The organism is Dinoroseobacter sp. S76 (assembly GCF_049801095.1).
In the GTDB taxonomy this organism is placed as follows: Bacteria; Pseudomonadota; Alphaproteobacteria; order Rhodobacterales; family Rhodobacteraceae; genus Dinoroseobacter.
Map to the genome: position 1 here is coordinate 184,468 of NZ_JBNAGH010000003.1, position 24,372 is coordinate 208,839.

Annotated in this window: 27 protein-coding genes and 1 other RNA gene; 11 read left to right on the forward strand and 17 right to left on the reverse strand. The window is 63.3% G+C overall.

Annotation, left to right across the window (positions count from 1 at the left end; translation table 11 throughout):
* Nucleotides 1-27 precede the first annotated feature (27 nt).
* From ACP153_RS10565 to ACP153_RS10595, 7 genes are all read left to right on the forward strand, one after another.
* The gene (locus ACP153_RS10565) at nucleotides 28-756 is read left to right on the forward strand and encodes a transporter substrate-binding domain-containing protein (protein WP_424970953.1); all 729 of its coding nucleotides are present in this window, start codon (nucleotides 28-30) and stop codon (nucleotides 754-756) included.
* Nucleotides 757-853: 97 nt separating this feature from the next.
* Nucleotides 854-1,513: a VPLPA-CTERM sorting domain-containing protein gene (locus ACP153_RS10570; RefSeq protein ID WP_424970954.1), complete on the forward strand. Its 660-nt coding sequence runs from the start codon at nucleotides 854-856 to the stop codon at nucleotides 1,511-1,513.
* A gap of 89 nt (nucleotides 1,514-1,602) precedes the next feature.
* A complete protein-coding gene (locus ACP153_RS10575) occupies nucleotides 1,603-2,490 on the forward strand; it encodes an ABC transporter permease (RefSeq protein WP_424970955.1) in 888 nt (295 codons plus the stop codon).
* On the forward strand, nucleotides 2,487-3,293 hold the full coding sequence (locus tag ACP153_RS10580) for an ABC transporter permease (protein WP_424970956.1): 807 nt from the start codon (nucleotides 2,487-2,489) through the stop codon (nucleotides 3,291-3,293). Before ACP153_RS10575 ends, ACP153_RS10580 begins: the two co-directional genes overlap by 4 nt.
* Before the next feature lie 170 nt (nucleotides 3,294-3,463).
* Entirely contained in the window at nucleotides 3,464-4,072 is a 609-nt protein-coding gene (locus ACP153_RS10585; protein ID WP_424970957.1) for a type 1 glutamine amidotransferase, read from the forward strand.
* Nucleotides 4,053-5,423: a glutamine synthetase family protein gene (locus ACP153_RS10590; RefSeq protein ID WP_424970958.1), complete on the forward strand. Its 1,371-nt coding sequence runs from the start codon at nucleotides 4,053-4,055 to the stop codon at nucleotides 5,421-5,423. The genes ACP153_RS10585 and ACP153_RS10590 overlap by 20 nt, the downstream gene beginning before the upstream one ends.
* A 1-nt stretch (nucleotide 5,424) precedes the next feature.
* Nucleotides 5,425-6,726 (forward strand): NAD(P)/FAD-dependent oxidoreductase, encoded by a 1,302-nt coding sequence (locus ACP153_RS10595; RefSeq protein WP_424970959.1) that lies wholly within the window; start codon nucleotides 5,425-5,427, stop codon nucleotides 6,724-6,726.
* 34 nt (nucleotides 6,727-6,760) lie between these two features.
* Here the strand turns inward: ACP153_RS10595 and phaR are convergent, their stop codons facing one another.
* From phaR to ACP153_RS10615, 4 genes are all read right to left on the reverse strand, one after another.
* Complete coding sequence (gene phaR, locus ACP153_RS10600; RefSeq protein ID WP_424970960.1) at nucleotides 6,761-7,321, reverse strand: polyhydroxyalkanoate synthesis repressor PhaR; 561 nt, start codon at nucleotides 7,319-7,321, stop codon at nucleotides 6,761-6,763.
* Between the two features lie 125 nt (nucleotides 7,322-7,446).
* Nucleotides 7,447-7,893, reverse strand: a complete 447-nt coding sequence (locus ACP153_RS10605) for a phasin, PhaP (protein ID WP_424970961.1) — start codon at nucleotides 7,891-7,893, stop codon at nucleotides 7,447-7,449.
* A 202-nt stretch (nucleotides 7,894-8,095) separates the two neighbouring features.
* Nucleotides 8,096-8,542, reverse strand: coding sequence for a Phasin (locus tag ACP153_RS10610; RefSeq protein ID WP_424965920.1), 447 nt, complete (start codon nucleotides 8,540-8,542; stop codon nucleotides 8,096-8,098).
* Between the two features lie 128 nt (nucleotides 8,543-8,670).
* Nucleotides 8,671-10,485, reverse strand: a complete 1,815-nt coding sequence (locus ACP153_RS10615) for a PHA/PHB synthase family protein (RefSeq protein ID WP_424970962.1) — start codon at nucleotides 10,483-10,485, stop codon at nucleotides 8,671-8,673.
* A gap of 103 nt (nucleotides 10,486-10,588) precedes the next feature.
* Here ACP153_RS10615 and phaZ point away from each other — a divergent pair, with 103 nt between their 5' ends.
* Entirely contained in the window at nucleotides 10,589-11,866 is a 1,278-nt protein-coding gene (phaZ, locus tag ACP153_RS10620; RefSeq protein WP_424970963.1) for a polyhydroxyalkanoate depolymerase, read from the forward strand.
* Between the two features lie 92 nt (nucleotides 11,867-11,958).
* Here the strand turns inward: phaZ and ACP153_RS10625 are convergent, their stop codons facing one another.
* The 8 genes from ACP153_RS10625 to ACP153_RS10660 form a co-directional block, all read right to left on the reverse strand.
* Complete coding sequence (locus ACP153_RS10625; RefSeq protein ID WP_424970964.1) at nucleotides 11,959-13,095, reverse strand: cobalamin-independent methionine synthase II family protein; 1,137 nt, start codon at nucleotides 13,093-13,095, stop codon at nucleotides 11,959-11,961.
* A gap of 53 nt (nucleotides 13,096-13,148) precedes the next feature.
* Entirely contained in the window at nucleotides 13,149-14,132 is a 984-nt protein-coding gene (locus ACP153_RS10630) for an ester cyclase (RefSeq protein ID WP_424970965.1), read from the reverse strand.
* Nucleotides 14,119-15,150, reverse strand: coding sequence for a LacI family DNA-binding transcriptional regulator (locus tag ACP153_RS10635; protein ID WP_424970966.1), 1,032 nt, complete (start codon nucleotides 15,148-15,150; stop codon nucleotides 14,119-14,121). The genes ACP153_RS10630 and ACP153_RS10635 overlap by 14 nt, the downstream gene beginning before the upstream one ends.
* Before the next feature lie 2 nt (nucleotides 15,151-15,152).
* A complete protein-coding gene (locus ACP153_RS10640) occupies nucleotides 15,153-15,908 on the reverse strand; it encodes an SDR family NAD(P)-dependent oxidoreductase (RefSeq protein WP_424970967.1) in 756 nt (251 codons plus the stop codon).
* 66 nt (nucleotides 15,909-15,974) lie between these two features.
* Nucleotides 15,975-16,637, reverse strand: coding sequence for a hypothetical protein (locus ACP153_RS10645; protein ID WP_424970968.1), 663 nt, complete (start codon nucleotides 16,635-16,637; stop codon nucleotides 15,975-15,977).
* A 5-nt stretch (nucleotides 16,638-16,642) separates the two neighbouring features.
* Nucleotides 16,643-17,641 (reverse strand): ester cyclase, encoded by a 999-nt coding sequence (locus tag ACP153_RS10650; protein WP_424970969.1) that lies wholly within the window; start codon nucleotides 17,639-17,641, stop codon nucleotides 16,643-16,645.
* 13 nt (nucleotides 17,642-17,654) lie between these two features.
* The gene (locus tag ACP153_RS10655; protein WP_424970970.1) at nucleotides 17,655-18,422 is read right to left on the reverse strand and encodes an alpha/beta fold hydrolase; all 768 of its coding nucleotides are present in this window, start codon (nucleotides 18,420-18,422) and stop codon (nucleotides 17,655-17,657) included.
* Nucleotides 18,423-18,491: 69 nt separating this feature from the next.
* Nucleotides 18,492-18,932 carry an MmcB family DNA repair protein gene (locus tag ACP153_RS10660; protein WP_424970971.1) on the reverse strand — a complete coding sequence of 147 codons (441 nt, stop codon included), beginning with the start codon at nucleotides 18,930-18,932 and terminating at the stop codon, nucleotides 18,492-18,494.
* Nucleotides 18,933-19,018: 86 nt separating this feature from the next.
* Here ACP153_RS10660 and ssrS point away from each other — a divergent pair.
* A non-coding RNA gene (gene ssrS, locus ACP153_RS10665) (6S RNA) lies at nucleotides 19,019-19,175 on the forward strand.
* Between the two features lie 10 nt (nucleotides 19,176-19,185).
* Here the strand turns inward: ssrS and ACP153_RS10670 are convergent.
* A complete protein-coding gene (locus ACP153_RS10670) occupies nucleotides 19,186-19,533 on the reverse strand; it encodes a hypothetical protein (protein ID WP_424970972.1) in 348 nt (115 codons plus the stop codon).
* A 201-nt stretch (nucleotides 19,534-19,734) separates the two neighbouring features.
* Between ACP153_RS10670 and ACP153_RS10675 the strand changes: the two genes are divergently transcribed.
* Nucleotides 19,735-20,262 (forward strand): aggregation factor core, encoded by a 528-nt coding sequence (locus ACP153_RS10675; protein ID WP_424970973.1) that lies wholly within the window; start codon nucleotides 19,735-19,737, stop codon nucleotides 20,260-20,262.
* 128 nt (nucleotides 20,263-20,390) lie between these two features.
* A complete protein-coding gene (locus ACP153_RS10680) occupies nucleotides 20,391-21,422 on the forward strand; it encodes a fatty acid desaturase (protein WP_424970974.1) in 1,032 nt (343 codons plus the stop codon).
* A gap of 15 nt (nucleotides 21,423-21,437) precedes the next feature.
* Here the strand turns inward: ACP153_RS10680 and nusB are convergent, their stop codons facing one another.
* The 4 genes from nusB to ACP153_RS10700 form a co-directional block, all read right to left on the reverse strand.
* Entirely contained in the window at nucleotides 21,438-21,917 is a 480-nt protein-coding gene (gene nusB, locus ACP153_RS10685) for a transcription antitermination factor NusB (RefSeq protein ID WP_424970975.1), read from the reverse strand.
* Entirely contained in the window at nucleotides 21,914-22,465 is a 552-nt protein-coding gene (locus ACP153_RS10690; protein ID WP_424970976.1) for a 6,7-dimethyl-8-ribityllumazine synthase, read from the reverse strand. The genes nusB and ACP153_RS10690 overlap by 4 nt, the downstream gene beginning before the upstream one ends.
* A gap of 2 nt (nucleotides 22,466-22,467) precedes the next feature.
* Nucleotides 22,468-23,580 carry a 3,4-dihydroxy-2-butanone-4-phosphate synthase gene (ribB, locus tag ACP153_RS10695; RefSeq protein ID WP_424970977.1) on the reverse strand — a complete coding sequence of 371 codons (1,113 nt, stop codon included), beginning with the start codon at nucleotides 23,578-23,580 and terminating at the stop codon, nucleotides 22,468-22,470.
* 88 nt (nucleotides 23,581-23,668) lie between these two features.
* Nucleotides 23,669-24,271 carry a riboflavin synthase gene (locus ACP153_RS10700; protein WP_424970978.1) on the reverse strand — a complete coding sequence of 201 codons (603 nt, stop codon included), beginning with the start codon at nucleotides 24,269-24,271 and terminating at the stop codon, nucleotides 23,669-23,671.
* Nucleotides 24,272-24,372: the final 101 nt, after the last annotated feature.

The following is a 24,372-nucleotide window of genomic DNA, read 5'->3' on the forward strand; positions in this document are numbered from 1 at the left end:
TAATCAACCACCTAGGGGAGACTTTAAATGAAACACCTGTTGCTTGGTTCCACTCTTCTCGCGTTCTCGGCGGGAGCTGCATTCGCGGCAGGCCATGGCACAACCATCCGCATGGGCACCGAAGGCGCCTATCCTCCGTATAACTTCATCAATGATGCGGGTGAGGTCGACGGGCTGGAGCGCGAAGTGGGCGATGAGGTTTGCGCCCGCGCCGAGCTGACATGCGAATGGGTCACCAATGACTGGGATTCCATCATCCCGAACCTCGTGTCCGGCAACTACGACACGATCATCGCGGGCATGTCGATCACGGCCGAGCGGGATGAGGTGATCGATTTCACCCAGAACTACGTGCCGCCCGTGCCCTCCGCCTATCTCAGCAGCTCCGCGGATCTGGATGTCTCCAGCGCGGTGATCGCAGCGCAGACCGGCACGATCCAGGCCGCCCATGTGGCGCAATCGGGCGCGACCCTGCTCGAGTTCGCCACGCCGGACGAAACCATTGCCGCCGTGCGCAATGGCGAGGTGGACGCTGTGCTCGCCGACAAGGACTTCCTGACGCCTTTCGCGGAGGAATCCGCAGAGTTGATGTTCATCGGCGACAACGTCTCCCTCGGCGGCGGCATAGGGATCGGCATCCGCGAGAGCGATCCGGAGCTCAAGGCCAAGCTCGACGCGGCGATCCAGTCCATGAAAGATGACGGATCCTTGAACAAACTGATCGAAAAGTGGCTGCCGGGCTCCGCCCTCTTCTGATTGGAAACAATCCAACCACATTCCGGGGCGCGACTTGACAGGTCGCGCCCTTTTTTGCTGCCTTGGTTAACAGGAGTACGATTTGAGGAGGGCTTTCATGAAGAAGCTTGTTTTAGGCTGCCTCTTTGCAGCCATGGCCACGACCGGCCACGCCGCCACATTCTCGGCAACCGGCGCATCAGCATCGAGCGAGTTCAACGGTTCATTCGATGCCGGCAACACAATCGATGGCTCAGGCCTGTCGACAGCGGGCGACCCCGCCGCAACCCATAGCGACTACGACCGAACCAACCATTGGACCACGGCGAGCGGCACGGATCCCGAGGATGCCTCCATCGAATGGAGCTTTGCCGGACCGTCTGATCTGGGCGGGATCTATATCTGGAACCACCGCTCCAACGTCATTGCCAATAATGATGGGTACGAGCCGGTGGTCTTCGACCTCACGCTTTTGAACGGCAACACCGTGATCGAAAGCTTTGACGATGTCGCGCTTATGCCCGACACGGACAAGTCCCAGGCCTTCACCTTCGACATGGTCGTCAGCAATGTGACCAGCGTCCTCTTCGAAGTCGAAAAAACTCAGAGCTCTACCAGTTTCACCGGTCTGGCCGAAGTCCTGTTTGACGACGCGCTGATCTCCGGCGCGACGCTCTTGACCAACACCACGCCGATGCCGATCCCCCTGCCCGCAGGCGGTTTGCTTCTGCTCAGCGGAGTGGCAGGGATCGCCGTCCTGCGGAGAAAACGCCGCTAGCAGCACGGGATTTGTTGTAATCCCGCCCAAGCTGGAACATCGTGAAGCTCGGGGCGCCGCATTTGGCGCCCCGGAACGCGCGGGGTTTGATGTTTTCCTACTGCACTGATCCGTCCACCCTTTCCGGACTGACCTGGCTGTCCTGCTACCTGACGACCGGGAAGCATATGGCCTTTTACACGAGCTTCGGCACGGTCCTGCTCTTGCTGGCGGTCACGGCGCCCGCTGCGTTGCTCTTTGGATTTGGCGGCGCCGTCGCGGCCCGCTCGACCGTCGCGCCCCTGCGCTGGTTCGGCAAGGGCTACACGGCGATGGTGCGGGGGATCCCCGACATCGCGTTCTTCCTCTTTGTGCCGATCGCATTGGATCAGGGCCTCGAATACCTGCGCCACCACGCGAAATGCCCCGACTGGACCGAGGCGATCCGGCAAGGCAATGACTTCGTGGTCTGCGCCGAGGCCAAGCTGCCGCTCTCGACCAGTGCGCAATGGGTGCATGAGGTCTATGGCTTCTCGCTGGCCGTGCTGGCCTTTGCGGTCGTGTTCGGCGCTTTTGCGGCCAATGTCCTTTTTGGCGCCATGCAGGCCGTGCCGCGCGCCCAGATGGAAACCGCCGAGGCCTATGGCATGACCCCGCGCCAGAGCTTCTGGCGCGTTATGGTCCCGCAGATGTGGCTCTTCGCCCTGCCCGGCCTGTCGAACCTCTGGCAGATCCTGGTGAAGGCGACACCGCTTCTGTTCCTGCTGGGGGTGGAGGATATCGTCTATTGGGCGCGCGAGCTTGGTGGCTCCAAAACCGCGCGCTTCACGGATTATCCCCACGGGGATTGGCGGCTCTACTACTTCCTCGGGTTGCTGGTCTTCTACCTGCTGCTCACCTCGATCTCAGAGCGGCTCTTTGGCCGTCTGATGCACAAGCTCAGCCACGGCCAAGCGACCATGGCCGGTGAGGCCCAGCGCAAGGCGGCCCCGGCATGAGTTGTTGGCAAACGATCCAGGACTACGCGTTCCGCTCCATCGGCTATGGCGAGCGTCTGCTGCCGCGCTCGGATTTCACCCTGTGCGAGCAGTTCACCCTGATCGGCTCCGGCCTGATCTGGAATATCTATTTCGGGGCCTGCGCCCTGGCGCTCGGCTTCTTTCTTGCGACGCTGGTGGCGCTCGGCAAGGCCTCCACCACGCCCTGGCTGCGCCGTCCGGCGGAGTGGTTCGTCTTTGTCTTCCGGGGCTCGCCGCTCTTCATCCAGTTCTTTCTGGCCTATTTCTTCTTCATCCAGCTGAAATCGGTGTCCGGCTTTTTCGATCCCTTCACCTCGGCCTGGGCCGGGGCGCTGGTGGTGCTCTTCTTCAACACCTCCGCCTATGCGGGCGAGATCTTCTATGGCGCCCTGCGATCCGTGCCCAAGGGCGATCTTGAGGCCGCGGATGCCTATGGGCTTGCGGGCTGGACCAAGTTCCGCCGGGTGACCTGGCCGACGATGCTGCGGCTCGCCTGGCCGTCCTATACCAACGAGGCGATCTTCCTCTTCCATGCCACGACGCTGGTCTTCTTTGCCGGCTTCCCCGCCTGGCAGCAGCGGGGCGACGCGCTCTATTACGCGAACTATTTCGCGACCAAGACCTTCAACCCGTTCATCCCCTATCCGATCGTGGCCTTCTACTTCATCCTGCTCACGCTTGCCGTGATTGCGGGCTTTGGCCTCGTGAATCGCCGTCTCAACCGGCATCTGGCCCCGCAAAGGCGCCCAAAACTGAAATATCGCCCACAGCTTATCCGTTAATCTTTCGACCATGCTTGCGGCACTAGGATTAATGCGACTAGGCTGACGCAGGGAAACACTAGGTCACGATGGATATCGGCATTCTGCAATGCGGTGAGCCTCCGGAGGAGGTGCTGTCTCGCCATGGCGGATACGAGACCCTTTACCCCGCTCTGCTTGACGGATTGGGGATGCGTTTCACGACTTATGATGTGGAGAATATGCGCTTCCCCGCCAGCCCTTCGGACCAGCAAGGCTGGCTGGTCTCGGGCTCTCGCCACGGCGCCTATGAGAGCCATGCTTTCATCCCCGAACTGGAGCGGTTCATCCGCGCGGCCTATGCGGCCCATATTCCGCTGGTCGGGATCTGCTTCGGGCATCAGATCATCGCCCAGGCCCTGGGTGGTCGGGTCGAGCCCTTTGCCGGGGGCTGGGCCGTAGGGCGGCAGGGCTACTACTCCGAAAGCCTCGGGACACTCTATCTCAATGCCTGGCACCGGGATCAGGTGGTCGAAGCCCCGCCCAGTGCGGAGACCTTCGTCTCCAGCGCCTTCTGCGCCCATGCAGGGCTGGTCTATGACACCCGCGCCTGGAGCGTGCAGGCCCATCCGGAATTCACGCCGGAGGTGCTGAGCACGCTGATCACCTCGCGCCGGGCGATCGACAATGTGCCCGCCAGCCAGCTTGACACGGCGGCGCTCCAAGTGGATCAACCGGTGGACAATGCAAAGATCGCCGACGCGATTGCCGCCTTCTTCCATTTGGACAGGACCCCGGATCATGGCCGAAACGCCGCTTGAGCGGATGCTCACCGCCGTCCCTGAGACGGCCCGGGACTATCTCGATGGCAGACGATTGGACGAGGTGGAATGCATCGTCTCGGATCTCGCCGGCGTGGCACGGGGCAAGGCGATGCCCGCGGGCAAATTCGCGCGGCAAATGTCCTTCTTCCTGCCAAACTCGATCTTCTTTCAGACCATCACCGGCAGCTGGGCCGAGGCCGCGCTGGACGGCTTCACCGAGCCGGATATGGTGCTGAAACCGGATCTGAGCACGGCCATGCCCGCCCCTTGGACGGCGGATTGGACCCTGCAGATTATCCACGACATCGAGGATCAGACCGGCGCGCCCATGCCCGTGGCCCCGCGCAATGTTCTGAAGCGTGTGATCGGGCTTTACGAGGCACGAGGCTGGACCCCGGTGGTCGCGCCGGAGATGGAGTTCTACCTCACCGCGCGCAACGTGGATCCGGCCATCGCGATCCAGCCGCCCATGGGCCGTACGGGCCGCCGAGCCGCTGCGCGGCAGGCCTATTCCATGTCCGCTGTGGATGAGTACGGGCCCGTCATCGACGATATCTACGACTTCGCCGAGGCTCAGGGGCTCGAGATCGATGGCATCACTCAGGAGGGCGGCGCGGGTCAGATCGAGATCAATCTGCGCCATGGCGATCCGCTGCGCCTCGCTGATGAGGTCTTCTACTTCAAACGCCTGATCCGCGAGGCCGCCCTGCGCCATGATTGTTTCGCGACTTTCATGGCCAAACCGATCCAGGATGAGCCGGGCTCGGCCATGCATATCCACCACTCGGTCATCGACAGCGCGACAGGCACGAACATCTTCACCGCCGAAGACGGCTCCGAGACCCCGGCCTTTCAACATTTCATCGCCGGGCTGCAGCAGCATCTGGCGAGCGTCGTGCCGCTTTATGCGCCCTACGTGAACAGTTATCGCCGCTATGTCCCGGACAATGCAGCGCCGATCAACCTGGAATGGGCGCGGGACAACCGGACCGCTGGGCTGCGCGTGCCCGTGGCCTCGCCCGCCGCGCGGCGGGTCGAGAACCGGCTGGCAGGCATGGATTGCAACCCCTATCTTGGCATCGCCGCGTCCCTGGCTTGCGGATATCTCGGCCTCGTGGCCCAAGCGATCCCAAAGCCGCAATATATCGGCGACGCCTATTCCGGGGCCGACGATCTGCCCCCCGAACTGGGGGCCGCGCTCGACCTTTTTGCGGAAGCCGGCGAGCTGCGCGAGGTGCTCGGGCCCGAGTTCTGTCGCGTCTATGAGATCGTCAAACGCCATGAATATGGCGAGTTCCTGCAAGTCATCTCACCATGGGAGCGGGAGCATCTGCTTCTGAACGTCTGAGGTGAACCTGCTCGACGTCAATGACGCCGCCGGAACCCACCCGCGGAGCTACTACGCGCAGACCAGCCCGGCCCTTGCGCCCTTTCCCGTGGCGCAGGGCAGCATTCATACGGATGTCTGCGTGGTCGGCGGTGGTTATACCGGGCTCTCGGCGGCGCTGCATCTGGCGCGGCGGGGATATGATGTGCTGGTGCTCGAAGCGCAGCGCATCGGCTTTGGCGCATCGGGGCGCAATGGCGGGCAAGTGGGCTCTGGTCAAAGGCTGGATCAAGACGTGCTCGAGACCCGCTACGGGTCGGAGCGTGCCCGGCTCCTCTGGGACAGCGCCCGGGAAGCCCGCGCGCTCGTGGATGAGCTCGTGGCCGAGGGCCTGGAATGCGACCTGAAACCCGGGGTGATCTATGCCAGCGAGCGGACCGGCGACGCCGCCTCCTTCGCGGAGACGGCCGCGCATCTCGCCGCCCAGTACGACTACCAGACCACGCCTCTGGATCAGGAGGCGCTACGCGCGCTGGTGAAAAGTCCCGCCTATCGCTGCGGCGTGCTCGATCCGGGCGCCGCGCATCTGAACCCGTTCAAGCTGGTGCTTGGGCTCGCGCGAGCGGCCCATGAGGCGGGCGCGCAGATCTGCGAAGGCAGCCGCGTGACCGCGATCGCAGATGCGGGCGCCCATGTGCAGATCACCACGGCAGAGGGGAGCATCACCGCCGAGCAGGTGGTTCTTGCCGGGAATGGGTATCTTGGCGAGCTGGAGCCCAGAACCGCCGCCCATGTCATGCCGATCAACTCCTACATGATCGCCACCGCCCCGCTGGGCGATCTGGCCGACGCGCTCCTTCCTCAGGATCACGCGGTGGCCGATAGCCGCTTTGTCGTGAACTATTTCCGCCTGTCCCCGGATCGACGGCTGCTTTTCGGCGGCGGAGAGAGCTATCGCTACCGCTTCCCCAGGGACATCGCTGCGAAGGTGCGCCGGCCTCTGGCTCAGATTTTTCCGCAGCTTGGGGATGTGGAAATCGACTATTCTTGGGGCGGTACGCTGGGCCTCACACGCTCCCGCCTGCCCTTTGCGGCGCGCCCGAGCGCGCGCGTGCTGAGCGCGGGCGGGTATTCCGGGCATGGGGTTGCCCTGTCCCTCTGGCTCGGACGGGCCATGGCCCAAGCGATCGATGGAGACCCCGAGCGGTTCGACCGGTTTGCCGAGCTCCCGGCGAAGGCGTTCCCGGGCGGGCCCGCCTTGCGCGGCCCTCTCCTGATGGGGGCGATGAGTGCAGCGGCCCTCGGGGACCGCCTGCCGTTCTAGAGCAGGCTGCGCGGGGGAAATCCTCCCGCCCGGTTCAGCTCAGGCCAGAGAGCTTTTTCTGCAGATCCGCCAGCTGCCGCTTTATATCGTCGATGTCCGAGCTTTCTTCGCTCGGCGCCTCTTCTCCATCGGCTGCGGGCATGGTGCTGGAGGTTTTCCAGCCGCCCATCATCGTCTCGAGAAAGGCGCGTTGCTGCTTCTGCATCTGATCAAACCCGGGCACGGCGGCCATGGGATTGGGCATTCCCCCAAGGTTGTTGATCATCTTCTCCTGGCTGTCGCGCAGCATTTCGAAAGAGGCGGCCAGGAATTGCGGCACCACGGATGTGGACTGTCCCGCATAGCTGCGCACCAGATCCGTGAGCACGGAGATCGGCAAGACATTCTCGCCGCGGCTCTCATGTTCCGCAATGATTTGAAGAAGGTACTGACGGGTCAGGTTGTCGCCGCTCTTGAGGTCGACAATCTGGACCTCGCGGCCATCCCGAATGAACCGCGCGATATCTTCCAATGTGACGTAGTCGCTCGTCTCAGTGTTATAGAGACGGCGGCTCGCGTAACGCTTGATCAGCAGCGGCTTCTCAGTTTCTGCCACAAGACCCCTCCTTCTTTTGGCGGTGCAGCGAAGCTTAGGGCAGCGCTGCAGAAAAAGAAAGAGGGGCTGAGCCAATCACGGGGCGTGCTGGTGAACGCGCCCCGAATTCGGAAACAATCGTCCGATTACTTGGTCTTCCGGCGCGTGGCCGGCTTTTTCTTGGGAGCCGGAGCGGGCGTGCTGACTGCAGAGGCGAACTCCTCCTGCATGTCCTTGGTCGCGCCCATCATCAGCTCAACCGTCTCCATCTGCACCTTCTTGGCGATCTCGGCATAGGCCGACATCATCTCGGCAGACATTTCCGCCTGGGCCGCAGCGAACTCGCTCATGGCTTTGGTGTAGTCGGCCGGATCCGCCTTGGTGGTGGTCACGTCGCCCATCTTGCTAAGCGTATCCTTGGCCCACTGGGCAGAAACCTCATTGGCGCGCTCGGCAGCTTCCAGTGCCACTTGAGACATCTTGTCGGCCAGCTCGGCGGAGTTCTTGAAGGCGCCGGTCATGGCGCTGTTGTCCATTTTGTATGCCGACAGCATGTCCGTGATGTACTTGGTGAAATCGTCGTTCTTGACCATATTCTTTTCCTCAGCTGTGTCCCGGTAGACCCTAACAGATCGCGCAAGGACTGTACGGAAAGGCGGTGGGATCCTCCAACAGGTTTCTTCTGCAGTGCAGCGTTATGCCCCAGCCCCTATGAAAAAAAGAGGTGAGCCTTGCGGCCCACCCCTTCTAACGGAACACCTGATTGGGAGGAGGAAGGTGTTCTGTTACTGGCGCTTACTTTGCAGCAGCGACTTTCTTGGCTGCGGAAGTAGCTTCAGCAGTTGCTTTCTTGACAGCGGCGGTGGTCTCTTCCTGGACTTCCTTGCCAGCGGCCAGCATCAGCTCGACGGTTTCCATCTGAACTTTCTTGGCAACTTCAGCGAAGGCAGCCATGTTCTCGGACGCCATTTCGGCCTGTGCGGAGGCGAAATCGGTCATTGCTTTGGTGTAGTCGGTCGGCTCGGTCTTGGCGGCGGTGACGTCGCCCAGCTTCGAGATGGTTTCTTTGGTCCACTTGGTGGAGATCTCGGTCGACTTGTCAGCAGCTTCCAGAGCCACTTTGGACAGCTTTTCGCTCAGAGCAGCGGAGTTCTTGAAGGCGTCCGTCATGGCGGATGTGTCCATCGGGAACGAAGCCATCAGGTCGGACATGTATTTGGTGAAATCTTCAGCTTTAGCCATTGTTTCTCTCCTCGGCGCTTCCACCCGACCGCCGGGTGTCTTCTGCGTCTGGACAAATATATACGTGCTGCACCGCAGCAAATCAAGTCCTGATTGCTGCGGTGCAGTATTTTTTAAATTGCGAATAATCAGTCGGTTGGCGTGGAAACCACGTAGTTTCCCGGCGCCGCAGCAAGAACAGGGTGAGTCGCATCGCCAGGCTCACGCGCCGGGATCTGGGCCCCGGAGCGCCGCTTGAGCCAGTCCGACCAGCGCGGCCACCAGGAACCCTCGTGGAACTCGGCCTCGGCCAGCCAGGCCTCATCCTCACCCATCGGGCCGTCATTCGTGTAATGCCCGTATTTCATCTTGCTCGGCGGGTTCACGATCCCGGCGATATGGCCCGACTCTGAAACCACGAAGGTCTTGTCGCGGCTGCCGAACTGCTTGAACCCGGCATAGGCCCCTTTCCAATGGGCGATATGATCGGTCTCGCAGGCAATCGCATAGGCCGGGGTCTTCACATCGCTGAGCGAGAGCGTCTCGCCACACAGCTCAAACTCGCCCTTCGCCAGCTTGTTGCCCTGACACAGGTCGCGCAGATACTGCACCACCATCTTGCCCGGCAGATTGGTGCTGTCGCCATTCCAATGGAGCAGGTCAAAGGCCGGCGGGGCCTCCCCCATCATGTAGCTGCGGATCGCAGGGCCATAGACCAGATCATTTGCCCGCAGGTAGGAGAAGGTCCGCGACATGAAGAAGGAATGCAGGAAGCCCTTATTGGCCACCTCGCGCTCGATCCCGTCCACGAAGTCATCATCGAGGAACACGGCCATCTCGCCCGCATCCTCGAAATCCGTCAGCGTGGTAAAGAAGGTCGCTGAACGCACCGACTTGTCCCCGCGCTTGTTCATCAGCGCCAGCACCGAGGTCAGGGTCGTCCCGGCGATGCAGTAGCCCACCGCGTTGACCTGCTTCTCGCCGGTGATCTTCTTCACCTCTTCGATCGCCGTCAGGTAGCCTTCTTCCACATAGGTATCGAGGCTCACATCCGCGTAGCGGTCATCCGGGTTCACCCAGCTCACCACGAAGAGGGTATAGCCCTGCTCCACGATCCATTTGATCAAGGAGTTCTTTGGCTTCAGATCGAGGATGTAGAATTTGTTGATCCAGGGCGGGAAAAGGATCAGCGGCGTCTTGCAGACCGTCTCCGTTTTGGGCGCGTATTGGATCAGTTCGAACATACGATTGCGAAAGACAACCGACCCTTCGGTGGTCGCCAGATCCTGGCCCACATGGAAAGCCTCCGGATCCGACAGGGTCACCAGATGTTCGCCGTGATTGGACTCAATGTCGCGGACCAGGTTCTCCATCCCGCGCACGAGGGACTCGCCATTGGTCTCCACCGCCTTTTCCAAGGCGTCCGGATTGGTCGACAGGAAGTTCGCGGGTGAGAAGAGATCGACGATCTGCTTGGAGAAGAACTCCACCCGTTTCTTGTCATTCGGCTCCAGGTGATCGAGGTCGGAAACCGCCTTCTCAATGCTTTCGGCAGAAATCAGATATTGTTGTTTTACAAAGTTAAAATAGGGATGTGTGTCCCAGAGGGGATTCTTGAACCGGCGATCCCCCGTATGCTCGTCATGGGGGGCGGCAAGCTTGCCCTGGGCCAGCATCTGCTGGGCCTCCACCACATGTTTGAGCGTCTTGCCCCAATACTGAACCTGATGCTCCATCAGCTTGGCGGGGTTGTTGAGAACCTCCGACACATAGGCCGATGCCGCCTTCATATAGACGTCTGTTCCAGGCCCCTGAAGCCCCGTATCGTGGGACTCGCGCTGCGAAATGGCTCGGACCAATCGTTGCGCAAGATCTTCCATTTTCGCAACATTCGCATTCAATTTCTCTAAGTTTTCACCCATTTCTTCGCCTGCGACGCTGCGCTCCTTCGACTCGGTTGTCATACCACCACTTTCCCCGTATGTTCCGCGACCTGAGACTATCGTCGCCTGCACGGGGGGGCAAAGCGACGAATTGATCCGGTCGACCGGGAGTGAAGGAGACGTCGTGAAGTACCTCGTGACATACGATCTGATGGAAAGTGCGCGGAATACGAATGAGTGGCTGGGGGCGACCGCTCGTGCAATGGCCTCTTATCCGGCCACCGGAATGATCCCAAATCCGTTCTTCAAAGTGATGGCTGGCTGGGGTGAAGTGACCGAACGGACCTTCGCCCGGATGGTCGCAAAGCCCGATTGGGGCATCCGCTCCGTGGTGGCAGAAGACGGGCGTGATCACCTGGTCGAGACCGAGATCGTGGTCCCGCGCCCTTTCGGAGATCTCATTCGTTTCAACGTGTTAGGTCGTCCGAAGAAGCGTCGCAAGGTGCTGCTCGTGGCGCCCATGTCGGGCCACTACGCGACGTTGCTGCGCTCCACCGTGTTGAGCCTGCTGCCGGACTGCGAAGTCTATATCACCGACTGGCACAATGCCCGTGACATCCCGGTCTCCCAGGGCAAGTTCGACGTGGAGGATTATACCCTCTACCTCGTCGACTTCATGAAGGAGATGGGCCCCGACACCCATGTGATCGCGGTCTGTCAGCCTGCCCCGCTGACCCTTGCAGCCACTGCATACCTGGCAGGCGAAGAGCCGGACGCTCAGCCCCGCTCCCTCACTCTGATCGGGGGTCCGATCGACCCGGACGCCACCCCGACGGAAGTGACCGATTTCGGCAACCGCGTGACCATGGGCCAGCTCGAGCACACCATGATCCAGCGCGTGGGCTTCAAATATGCAGGCGTCGGGCGCCTCGTTTACCCGGGCCTGCTGCAGCTTGCGTCCTTCATGTCCATGAACGCCGAGCGCCACTCCAAAGCCTTCACCGATCAGGTGGTCCGCGTGGCCAAGGGCGAAGCGACAGACCACGACGCCCATAACCGCTTCTACGACGAGTATCTCGCGGTCATGGATATGACGGCGGAGTTCTACCTCTCGACCGTGGAGCGGATCTTCAAGAACCGCGAGATCGCCAAGAATATCTTCACCGTGAACGGGGTGCAGGTGGATCTGGGCAAGATCACAACCGTCGCCGTGAAAACGGTCGAAGGCATGGATGACGACATCTCGGCCCCGGGCCAGTGCGTCGCCGCGCTCGACCTCTGCACCGGTCTGCCGCAGTCGAAAAAGGCGAGCCATCTGGAGCCCGGCGCCGGTCACTATGGCATCTTCGCGGGCCGCTCCTGGCGGAACAACATCCGACCTCTGGTGCTGGAGTTCATCGACGCCAACAGCGATCTGGAGCCGAAGGCCGCCAACACAAATGCAGGGACAGCCGCAAGCTGATCCGCGCACAGCCAGACACGAAAACACCGCCCAGACCGGGCGGTGTTTTTTATTTTAAACAAGGCATTACGGAGTGCAGTTAAGGTGACACCTCACCCCAACCGCTCGGAGGCGCGCTTCGCACCTTCGGACAGGGAGGCCAGCTTGGCATAGGCGATATCCGGATCCACCGCCCCGTAGCCGGCAAAGGTCCCGAAGCCACAATCGGAGCCCGCGATCACCCGTTCGGCCCCGACAATCCCGGCAAAGGTTTCGATCCGCTGGGCCACCAATTCCGGGTGCTCCACGAAGTTCGTGGTGCTGTCGACCACGCCAGGCACAAGGATCTTGTCCTCGGGGATCTCCGCCTTGCGATCCCGAAACACGGTCCATTCATGGGCGTGCCGCGGGTTCGAGGTTTCAAACAAGATTTGCTGCGCCCCCACGCCCATCAGCGTGCTGAACACCTTGTCCATATCGATGTCGCAGACATGGGGCCCCTCGTAGTTGCCCCAGCAGATATGGACCCGCACCCGCGCCGGATCGATGCCGGAGAGCGCGTGGTTCAGCGCCTCCACATGGCTCGCGGCGATCTTGAGGAACGCCTCGTCGGACAGATCGTTGAAGAGCATATGCCGCGACAGAGCAAGATCCGGGCAATCGAGCTGGAGGTAGAGCCCCGCGTCGACAATCGTGCGATACTCCTCGGCCATGGCATCGGCAAGCGCTGCGAGATAGGCGTCGCGGGTTGGGTAGAAATCGTTCTGCAGAAAGAGCGAGATCACCCCTGGGGAGGCCGCATTCATGAACCCCTCGGAAGCCCCTTCCGCTGCCATCGCCGCCTTGAGATTGGCGATATCGGTCTCGAGCTCCCCCTGCCCCTTGGAGCGCACCTCGCCCACACACATGGGCCGCGCATAGGTGGGCGTGCCGCCATCATCCTTCTGCCGCTCGAGAAAGGCCGGGAACATCTTCAGGTCCGCAGGCGCGTTACGTTTGCTGTCGCCAGCAAAGCCCGTGTAGCGGTCCTTCACATAGGTCGCGTAGCTGATCTTGGAGGTCTCGCCATCGCTCACGATATCGATCCCGGCGGCGACCTGCTTGGCCACCGTCTCGGCACTGCCCTGGGTCATGGTTGCTGCAAATGCATCCGCGTCATAGGCCGCGCCCTGCTCGCGCGCGAAGATGAAATCAACCACCTCCTGGCTGCGGGGCAGACTGCCCACATGCGTTGTCTTGATCGCCACCATCTTTCCTCCTCGCTCGAGAGTGTTGGCCCTAAGTGGCCGCGCGGGCTGTCCCCTCAGCCCGTCGCCAACAGGATCTGCTTCCAGACCGCTGTCTCATCATAGATCGTGTAGTCCCGGCGCACCCGAGGCTCGGCGACGCCCAGGCTGCCGAACTCCAGATGGGTGATGCCGAGGATATAGACCTCGGCCCCGGTTGGCGCACCGAACGCGCCCCAGCCCTCATGCTTCCCGTGGAGCGACCAGCGCAGCGCCGCACGCGGCGGCATCATCGGATCATCGCGCCCGATCTGGTGGTCGATCTGGAAGGTGGCCGAGGGGAAGGCCGCCCGCAGCGGCATCCAGAACCGGTCCACTGCCCCATGGGAATGGCCGGTCACACCGCCCGGATACTCCACCTGGCAGGCGCGATCATAGCATTCCGGGATCGCGGCCATATCCGCGCCCATGATCCGGGTCAGGATCTCCGCCGCCCGCGCGCCCCAGGGATCGTCATTGCCCCGCCCGAGATAGGGCCCGGGGATGTCATTCGCCGGGCTGAGCGGTCGGGTGCAGGCCTCTGGTCCGCCTTCGCGCGCGATCTGATCGGCGGCAAAGGCCTTGGGATCCCAACCCATCTGGCGCACGATCGCGCCCTGATCGCGGATCAGCCACTCGTCATCGATCATGTTGTCGCGCGCGTGGCAGTCCGCAAGGATCCGGTAGGTCAGTGGCTTGCCCGTCGCAGCACCATAAGCGCCATCGCCCAGATGCGTGGCCGTGCTCAGGATCCGGTGAGAGCTCAGCATCCCCGTCTCCGGCGTGCCGGACCAGATCACATCCTCGCCCAGAAGCGTCCGATCCGGGAACTCCGCCAGCGTTGCCATGGTCGCGGCGATCACACCGCCATTGCCCGTGACCACCGAGGCCGGGGAGCGCACGACAATTTCCGGCGCGTAGTACTGGTGGAGCGTCGCGATCCCGCGATCCTCCCAGATTTCCTTGGTGATCCCGATGATATAGTCGGGGAAATCCTGGAACTTGGGGTCAAAGCCCTGCATTTGGCCATCCTTCCGGCACACGCGCGGAGGCGCGCAGCACGAGCCTCCCATTGATTTCTTTCTTTTCCGGGGGGCGGTCCGGGTCCTCGATCAGGCCGAGCATGAGATCCACCGCCTCCGAGACCATGCGGTTGGACGGCTGCCGCCATGTGGTCAGCTGGTAGGCACCCCATTCGGCCAAGGGCACATCGTCATAGCCCACCACAGAGACATCTTCCGGCACCCGCAGACCCAGCGGGCCGCGCAGCGCGTCGAGCACGGAGAACGCCATATGGTCATTGCCGACAAAGATCGCATCCGGCGGCGCGGCCTCGGCAAACATCTTCTGGGCGGCCTCCGCCGCTTCAGCGCGCCGGTAATGGCCATCGAGCACGGCGCAAGGGGCGCGCCCGAACTCCGCCAACCCGGCCCGGAAACCCGCCTCGCGGTCCCGCCCGGTGCTGGACCCGGTCCAGCCCGTGATATGGGCGATCCGCTCATGGCCCCCGGCCACGAGGAAACGCGCGACTTCCCGCGCCCCGTTGAAATTGTCCGAGGTGACCGAGGACAGCCGGGCGTCATCCTGACCGCGATTGAACAGCACGACCGGGATCCCCGCCGCCTCGCAGCGGGCCGTGATCTCATCGGACATGCCCACCGAGGCGGTGATGATCCCGTCTACCTGGTAATCCAGCAGCTCGCCGATCACCTGATCCACCTGCGCCCCGGTGCCCGAGGCCATGAAGATCAGAATGTGATAGCCCTTGTCCTGCAGCGCGGTGGACAGTCGCTCCAACGCGTCGGGATAGAACTGGTTGTCGAGATAGGCGACCACGAGGCCAATGATCTTGGAGCGCCCCGTGATCAGGGAGCGCGCGAGCACATTGGGGCGGTAGCCCAGCCGGTCCGCAGCATCCCGCACCTTGCGCGCGGTCTTGGGCGAGACCGAGGCCCCGGGTGTAAAGACACGACTGACCGCAGACTGGCTGACACCCGCCGCGCGGGCCACATCCGTTGATGTGATCCGGTCACGCGCCATGGTCAGCCGCTGGTCCAGCCGCCATCGACCAGCAGGCCGGTGCCCGTGACCATCGCACTGGCGGGGGAGCAAAGGAAGACGACCGCCCCCATGATGTCTTCGACCTCGGCCACCCGCGGCAGCTTGATCTTGCTCATGATCCAGGCGCGTTTCTCGGGGTCCGCAAAGGTCGGCTCGGTCAGGGGCGTCCGGATGAAGGTCGGGCAGAGGCTGTTCACGCGGATGCCGCGCGGCCCGAACTCCTGCGCCATGGCCTTGGTCATCCCCTCCACACCGTGTTTCGAGGCGCAATAGACCGCCCGGTCCAGCCCGCCCACATGGCCCATCTGGCTGCTGATCTGCACGATGCTGCCTCCCTCGGGCATATCCCGTGCCGCATTGGTGGCGAGGAAATAGGCCGCCCGCAGGTTCACAGACATCACCGCGTCGAAATCACCCGGATCCGTGTCGAGCGCCGCCGAATGCCGCGCCAGCCCGGCTGAGTTCACGAGACAATCAAACGGATCTTGCGCAGCAAAGAACGCGGCTTGCGCCTCCAGATCCGTGACATCCAGCGCCTGCGCCTCCGCGGACCAACCTTCGGCCCGCATCTCTGCCACGGCCTCCTCCAGCGCATCCGTACCCCGCGCGGCCAGCACCACATGGGCCCCGGCCTCGGCCAGGGCCACAGCACAGCCCAGGCCGATCCCACGGGACGCCCCGGTCACAAGGGCACGGCGGCCATCCAAGCGGAACGAAGGGGTACGGGGGAGGGTCATGGGGGCGCTCATTGCAAACCTATGCAAGCCCAAGTGCTAGCCTGAGCGCTGCGCCCTGTCGAGGGCTCAGTCGGGATATTTTACGGCCCGAAACGGCGGGAAATCCGCATAGCGCGACGCCCTATCCGGCGGCGGCGGGTGCTGGGCGGAGGCCAGCAAGCCCTTGGGCCTGATATAGGAGAGGATGCGTTTGCGCGGCGCCTCCCGCCAAGTCAGGTTGAAGGCCGCGGTTTTGGGAAAGAAATAGACCTCGTGGAAGTCGAGGTGATCCCAGAGCCACCAGGCCAGATCGCGCCAGTCCCGCCCCTCCGCATAGCGCCGGGCGAACCAGGGGATCGAGAGGCTGGTGCAAGCGCCCATCCGCCCCTTGGCGTCCCGCCGGTCCCAGATATGACCTGCATAGTTCTTGGGGTTGGCCGCGCATTTCTGCGGACGCACCGAGGTCGCGCCGAAATGGTTCAACTCCGGCGCGCGATAGGCCGAGCGAATGTCGATCGGCCCGAAGGTCTCCACAAGCGGATCGAGCAGATTGACCGCCAAAGCGCGCCCGGCCTCAATCGCAAGGGCGGGATTGTCGGGAATGTTGGGTATCTGATGGAAATTCGCGATTTCAGAGCCCAAGAAATCCCGAAATGCAAAATATCTACTCAGGCGCACGCGCCCCAGATCCTCCAATCCGACATAGGTTCCGGGCTTTTTGCGCGGAATGCGGGTCGGATCCCAGGCCATAATCGCTAAATCCCGCACCGGCGCGGCAGCTCCGCCATGCGGGCCATCACGTCCACGCCGATCTGGCGATAAAGGTCGAGCAGATCGACCAGCACCCAGTTCTCGCGTATGCGCCCGCCCTCGAGGCGCCAGAAATCGAGCGAGCGCAGGGTCACCTCCTGCCCCGATGGGGCGATCCCGAGCCAGCCATCGCCGGTGATCGTCTGGGCCATGTTGGGCCAGCCGGTGACGCCCACATAAGCGCCCTGCCCAAAGAAGTGATGGGTGGTCCGCTCCGGATAGGCGCCACGATCGGGCATGGCCTTGAGGAAGGGGATCTGGTGATGGCGGCGGAACCCGTCCTTACCGCGCCCACTGCCGATCCCGGCGGGGCCGTACCACATCATTTTCGGATGCCAGAACCGATCAAGCTCCATGACCTCCGGCCCGCCTTCGCCGGGATGGCGGATCATCGCGTTGAGCATGGCAACGACATGAGCGCAGGAGGCCGCCCCTTCGGTCCCATGCGGCCCGAGCCCACTACCATCAGCGGGTCCCGGCACGCACCAATCGCGCCCGAGGCTGGGGGCCATGGGCCAGACCCCCGCCTGCATCATCAGTTCCGGCAAATCCCAAATCGCCTGCATCTCGACGATCCGGCCCTCTTTGATGCGAAAGAACTCGTGGAACCGCATATGGGCAATCCGCCCGGTCGGAGGGATGCCGAGCAAGGGCTGCGTGAAGGTACCGAGATACATCCCGCCGCAGCCGATCCACTCCGCGCCGTCATGGTCCGTCCCACGGATCTGGATGTACTCCCGCCGCTCCCCATCGGGGATCGCCGCGGCCAATGGGCCAAGCGCGCCGGACCAGAGCCCATCCCATCCGCTCAGATCGCCGAGCGGGTGGCAGAGATGGATCTCGGCATCCGGCGCGAAACAGGCGCGTCCGGCCTCAGCCCCTTGGGCGAGATCCTGATAGAGTGCGGCTCGAAACGCGGCGATGGGATCGGAGGTATCCGTCACGACCGTCCCTCGATCACGAGGGGGCCGCGTCAGCAAGGACCGCCTCGACCGTTGTCTCGATCAGGGCAAGGCAGCGGTCATCGGAAAACCGATGATCCGCCCCGTCCACGAGCGTCAGGTGCATATCCGGCCCCTCCGCATGATCGAGCAGTCTCAAAGCCAGCCGCGTCGGCACCGTCTCATCGCCCGTGCCATGGAGGAACCGGGTCACCATGGGCAGAGGCAGCGGATCGCGCAGCACGAGGTTGCGGCGACCATCCTCGATAAACTTGCGCGTAATGATGTAGTCGCTGTCCTCGTATTCCGAGGGCCGTGCGATGAAGCCATCCCGGTCCAACTGCGCCTTCTCGGCCTCGGACATGCCGTCCCACCACTCATCCTCGGTGAAGTCCGGCGCGGCAGCGACTGTGACCAGCCCCACCACGCGCTCGGACAGAGCTTTCGCCATCCGCAGGGAAATCCAGCCGCCCATGGAGGACCCCACCAGCACCAGTGGCCCCTCGGTCCGATTGTTCAGCATCTCAAGCGCATCATCGCTCCACTCACCGATGCAGCCATCGACGAAATCACCGCTGCTCTGCCCGTGACCCGAATAGTCAAAGCGCAGATAGGCGCGCCCGGTCCGTTGGGCCCAGGCCTCGAGATGGAGCGCCTTGGAGCCCTCCATGTCCGATTTCAGCCCGCCAAGGAACACCACCATGGGACCCTCCCCCTCGGTGATGTGAAAGGCAAGGCGGCGGCCCTGAGAGGTCTCAAGATAGGATGGGCTGGGCGAGGACATGGGCGGACGGGCTCCTAAAACAGGTCTTGGCACAGGGTTAGACAGCGATGTGCTCCCGCGCAACCGCCCTCAGGCCAGCGCCATCTCCGGGTCCCGCGCCAGATGCAGGCGCAGGGCCGCCGTGCGCGCGAAGCGCCGGGTCAGGGCCGTGCGCCGCGCCCCGGCCAGCTTATGCTCGGCGGGCATGCGCTGGATCTCCGCATCATAGGCATCGGCAAAGATCAGCCCCGTATCCTCGGGCAACAGCTCACAGGGGAATGCCCCATCCACGGCCCAGAAGTACCGGTCACACCACTCCAGGTAACCGCCCCATTTCGCATCCGAGGTGAAATCCGCGCGGCTCGACTTGCATTCCACGACCCAGAGCTCGCCCTTCGGTCCCAGCCCCATCACATCCACACGCAGGCCCCGTTCGGGCACAAATTCCTCGAGACAAGCGAAATCGAGGCTGCGCAGATGGCGACTGACACCGCGGGCCAGTTTCTGGCCGGGTTGGAGATCTTCGAGCATGGGGAAAATATGAACAAGTCGTGAACATCTGTCCAGACGTTTCGCGCTTGTTTGGGGCGGATCCACGCCCTATGTACCGTCCAAGGCGGGTACTGCCGTACTCGACATGGGCCAAATTCCGGTGGCCTTAAGCAACTCCGAGGGAGCTGGCTCTGTTTGGACCGTGGTCCACTTACCTGGCGCCCACCTGTATATACAGGTCCTCGGGAATTCAACGCCTCCCCGGTACAGGGTGGTCCCGCCGCCTATCCCCTCAGACCAGATGCCGTTCGTGCAGATCCGGCCCGCGCTTGCGCGGTCGCCGCACGACCGGGATCGGGCTGGGCTGCAGACGCGGTGTGCGGGGGCGCGATCCGCCGGAGGGGCGGTCCTTATCCTCGGGCTCGGCCATGCGCATGATCGCGATGGCGAACTGCACGCCGCAAAACACGACCGCGTTCGAGAAAACGAGCATCGCGGTGACCAGAATGGCCTCGTCGGAGTTCGAGACGAGAGTCCAGAGCCCGCCGATATCAAACAGATAGAGCATACCGACAAAGGCGATGGCGATCCCAAAGCCGATGAAGCACTGGCGGATGTAAAGACGAATGAGCTCGGGCATGGGGGCACTCCCTTTCCCTGCAAGAAATAGCATCGCCCTCCGGCTTTGCCAGAGGCGGCGTGCCGTCCTGCGGGGAATTGCCCAAGGGTGCCGCGGAATTGAGCCGAAATCACCGGACGCGCCCAGATTGCCCGCCCCCGGCGCCCATGGACGCGCAGCGGCCCCGCTCTAGCTGTCTCCCAGTCACAGGAGACCGAGATCATGCTGCATGCCACGCCCCGTCTGACCGCCACCCTCGCCCTCGCCGCGCTGAGCTTGTCTGGCTCGCTCGCACAGGCCGATATCTCGATCGCGTTCAACGAGGGCGCGCCCAAGGATCGCTTCATGATCGTCTACACCGGCGACTGCCCGCTGGGCCCGACAGATGTGATCGTCGATCTCGAAGGCTCGGACGGAGCGCTGATCTTTGATGTGGCCGAGGGCGGCGCAGGTGTTGAGGTTTTTCAACCGGTTGACGTGATCATGGGGGCCGAGGACATCGCCGGGATCAGCGAATTGCGCGACGGAGATCGCAGTGTCACGATCCGTTTTGACCGGATGATGCCCATGCAGCACGCGGCCTTCACGGTCGATGTGGATGACAGCGCGGGAACCCGCCCCACGGTGGTCTCGGGCGCCGAGATCCGCGGCGCGAAGGCCCGTGTCGCTCAGTCCGGCGCCGGGGTGCTGGAAGGCACATTCGACGACAGCGCCCGCGCTCTGGTCCGCGTTCCGGGCTGCCTGAGCTGATCCCGCACAGCGCGGCGCCCGGCCAAACCGGGCGTTTTCAGCGCGACTATTTCACGAGCAAGGTGCATTCTGCTTGCGCAATCAGGGTTTTTCTATAGTCCGGGTCTGCGAGGAAACGCGGATGGACTATGACTTTTCAGACAACACTGGCGTCGCCAGCCCCGGTAGAGCGTAGCGCACAGGACTGGGTCCGCATTCTCGCGGCCTATCGCACCCCGAACACCGCCCGGAGCATTTTCGAGCTGGGCGTGACCCTTGGCGGGTTTCTGGCCCTCTGGGCGCTGGCGGTCTGGGCTCTGCAGAGCAGCGTGCTTCTGGCGATGGCGCTTGCGATGATCAACGGCATCTTTCTGGTGCGCCTGTTCATTATCCAACACGATTGCGGGCACGGCTCCTATTTCCAGAACCGCAAGCTCGCCGACTGGCTCGGGCGCAGCATCGGGGTACTGACGTTGACGCCCTATGACTATTGGCGGCGCACCCATGCGATCCATCACAGCGCCTCGGGCAATCTGGACGCGCGCGGGATCGGCGACGTCACCACTCTGACCGTGGCGGAGTACAAGGCCCGTGGCGCCCTTGGGAAGCTCAAGTACCGCGCCTATCGGCATCCGCTGACCCTGTTCGGCATCGGCCCGATCTATCAGTTCTTCATCCAGCACCGTCTGCCCATCGGCCTGATGCGGGCCGGCGCGCGCTATTGGATCAGTGCCATGGGCACCAATCTGGCGCTGGCCTGCCTGATCGCGACGATCTGGTATCTCGGCGGTTCGGCGGTCCTGCTGGCAATCTATGTGCCCACAGGGGCCGCGGCGGCGGCTCTGGGCGTCTGGCTTTTCTATGTGCAGCACCAGTTCGAGACGACCCATTGGGAAGATGGGGAGGAGTGGCAGCTCCACGAGGCAGCCCTGGCTGGCAGCTCGCACTATGACCTGCCCGCTCCTCTGCGCTGGCTGACCGGCAATATCGGGATCCACCATGTGCACCATCTCTACAGCCGGATCCCGTTCTATCGGTTGACCGAGGTGCTGCGGGATCACGGGGCGCTGGTGGAAATCAGTCGTCTGACTTTGTGGGAGAGTTTTGGCTGCGCGCGGCTCCATCTCTGGGATGAGAACTCGCGCCGCCTGGTGTCGTTCCGGCAGGCCCGCGCCCTCTGAGCGCGGGCGGCTGTCTCAGGCGAAAGCCTCGGGCCGCGCCTCACGCGCCATATGGTCGAGCACCGCGTTGACGAAACGCGGCTCCTTGCCTTCGGGAAAGAAGGCGCGCGCCACATCCACATATTCGGTGATCACCACCTTGGGCGGCGTGCCCGTATCCGTCAGCTCCGCCCCTGCGGCGCGGAACAGCGCGCGCAAGGTCGGGTCAATCCGGTCAATGGGCCAGGCCTCGGCCAGGGCCCGGTCGGTCATCTGGTCGATCTTGGCCTGCAAGTTCACCGCATCGCGCACGATCCGACGAAAGAGATCCACATGGCCCTCGGCCATCTCCACCTCGTCATAGGTCGCGCCAAACCGGTGATCCTCGAACTCGCGGATCACGTCATCGGTCATCTGCCCCGAGACTTCCATCTGAAAGAGCGCCTGCACACCATAGAGGCGCGCTGCGGATTTCGCCTGCCGCTTGGCCGCGACTTTGGCCGGTACCTTGCTCATGCGGTGCTGGCCCCTTCATCGGAGCCCGCCACGAGGATGGTCTCGGATTTGGGCTTGAAGCCGACGCCCTTGGTCTCTTGCGCGTAGGAGCGCGAGAGGGCGATCAGATGCAGCGCTGCGGCTGCCGCGCCGCCGCCCTTGTTCTGACCTGCGGGATCGGCGCGCACCAGCGCCTGCGCCTCGTTCTCGACCGTCAGGATACCATTGCCGAGGCAAGCCCCCTGCAGCCCCAGCAGCATCAGCCCGTGGGAGCTGTCATTGCAGACGGTCTCGTAATGGGTGGTCTCACCGCGGATCACGCAGCCCAGCGCCACATAGCCATCGTAGTTCGACTGCACATGGGCGATCCGGATTGCCGGCGGGATCTCCAGCGCGCCGGGCATCTGGACCACGTCATAGCTGGCCCCTGCCGCGTCGAGCACGGCCTTCGCGCCGGTCAGAAGACCATCCGCGATCTCCTTGTAATAGGGCGATTGCACGATCAGCAGCTTCACGGGCTTGTCGAAGCTTGGCGTGGGCAGCTCGGTATGGGCGTCAGACTGGGCCATGGTTATCTCTGCATCGGAATTTTGCGGGTGCCCAGGATCGTGAGGCCGTAAGCCTCGAGACCGATCACCTTGGGCGACGGGGAATTGGTCAGAAGGATAAGCTCCGACAGGCCCAGGGAGGACAGGATCTGCGCCCCGAGCCCATACTGACGGAGGGTCTGCGGGGAGACCTCGCCATCGGCCACGAGCTTCATGGTGGTGTCACGGAGAAGAACCACGACCCCGCGCCCCTCCTCGGCCACGCAGCGCATGGCATCGCCGAACTCGCCGGCGCGGCCAGCCCCGCCGGTGCCCACGATGTCGAGCATCGGGTCGAGCGCATGCATCCGCACCAGCACCGGCTCCGGCGTGGTGATATCGCCCTTGATCAGTGCGATATGCTCGGCCCCTTGGGTTTCGTCCGTATAGATCCGCAGGTCCCACTCGCCTCCGAACTCGGAGGTCAGCGTGCTTTCCTTGGTCACCTTCACGAGATTGTCGTTGCGGCGACGATAGGCAATCAGGTCCGAGATCGTGCCGATCTTGAGGTTGTGCCGCTGGGCAAAGGCCACCAGATCCGGCAAGCGCGCCATGGAGCCATCATCGTTCATGATCTCGCAGATCACACCCGACGGGTTCAGCCCGGCCAGACGGCTCACATCCACGGCAGCCTCTGTATGCCCGGCCCGCACCAGCACGCCACCATCGCGGGCGCGCAGGGGGAAGACATGGCCCGGGGTCGCAATATCCGACGCGCCCTTGGAGGCATCGATCGCCACGGCCACGGTCAGCGCGCGGTCGGCGGCCGAGATGCCCGTGGACACGCCCTCGCGCGCCTCGATGGACACGGTGAAGGCGGTCTCATGGCGCGAGGAGTTGTGGGAGGCCATCAGCGGCAGGCCCAGCTGGTCGATCCGCTCACCGGTCAGGGTCAGGCAGATCAGGCCCCGGCCATAGGTCGCCATGAAGTTCACCGCATCGGGCGTCGCCATCTGCGCCGGGATCACCAGATCCCCTTCATTCTCGCGGTCCTCATGGTCCACAAGGATAAACATCCGGCCATTGCGCGCGTCTTCGATGATCTCATCAACGCTGGAAATCGCGTCGGAGAAGTCCGTCTCAAGTATCTCGGCCATGTCCGCTCCTATCGTGCTGCGCGCCAGATACCTCAGCCGTTCGGGAAGCGCCAGAGCGACCGGACGTCTCTTGGGGCGCGCGCGCCGCTCAGCCCCATTCCTTGAGCCGCGCCACATAGCGCGCGAGCGTGTCGATCTCGAGATTGATGCGGTCGCCCACGGCCACATCGCCCCAGGTGGTGGCGGATTTGGTGTGCGGGATGAAGTTGATCCCGAATTCTGCACCGTCCACCTCGTTCACGGTCAGGGAGGTGCCATCGAGCGCGACCGAACCCTTGGGCGCCACGAATTTCGCCAGCGCGTCGGGCGCGCGAAAGGTCACCCGGGTGCTGTCGCCCTCGTCCCGCATGGCGGTGATCTCAGCCACGCCATCCACATGGCCGGACACGATATGCCCGCCCAGCTCATCCCCGACCTTCAGTGCGCGTTCGAGATTGACGCGGTGGCCGAGGGTCCAGTCACCGATATTGGTCTTGTCGACGCTCTCGGCACTGATCTGCACATCGAACCACGGGCCCGTCTCGGCATCCGCCCCGGTCTCGATCACCGTCAGGCACACGCCGTTGCAGGCAATCGACGCGCCCAGATCGATCCCCGCGGGATCATAGCTGCAGCCAATGCGGGCGCGCAGGTCGCCCTCCTGCTCGAGCGCGCGGATCGTGCCGATATCCGTGATGATGCCTGTGAACATGAACCCAACTCTCCCGATGGTCTGCGCGTAGCGCACAGCTAGCGGCAAGCGCCGGATCCGGCAAGACTTCGCTGCAAACCCCGCCCGGAGCGGGCTGCCGT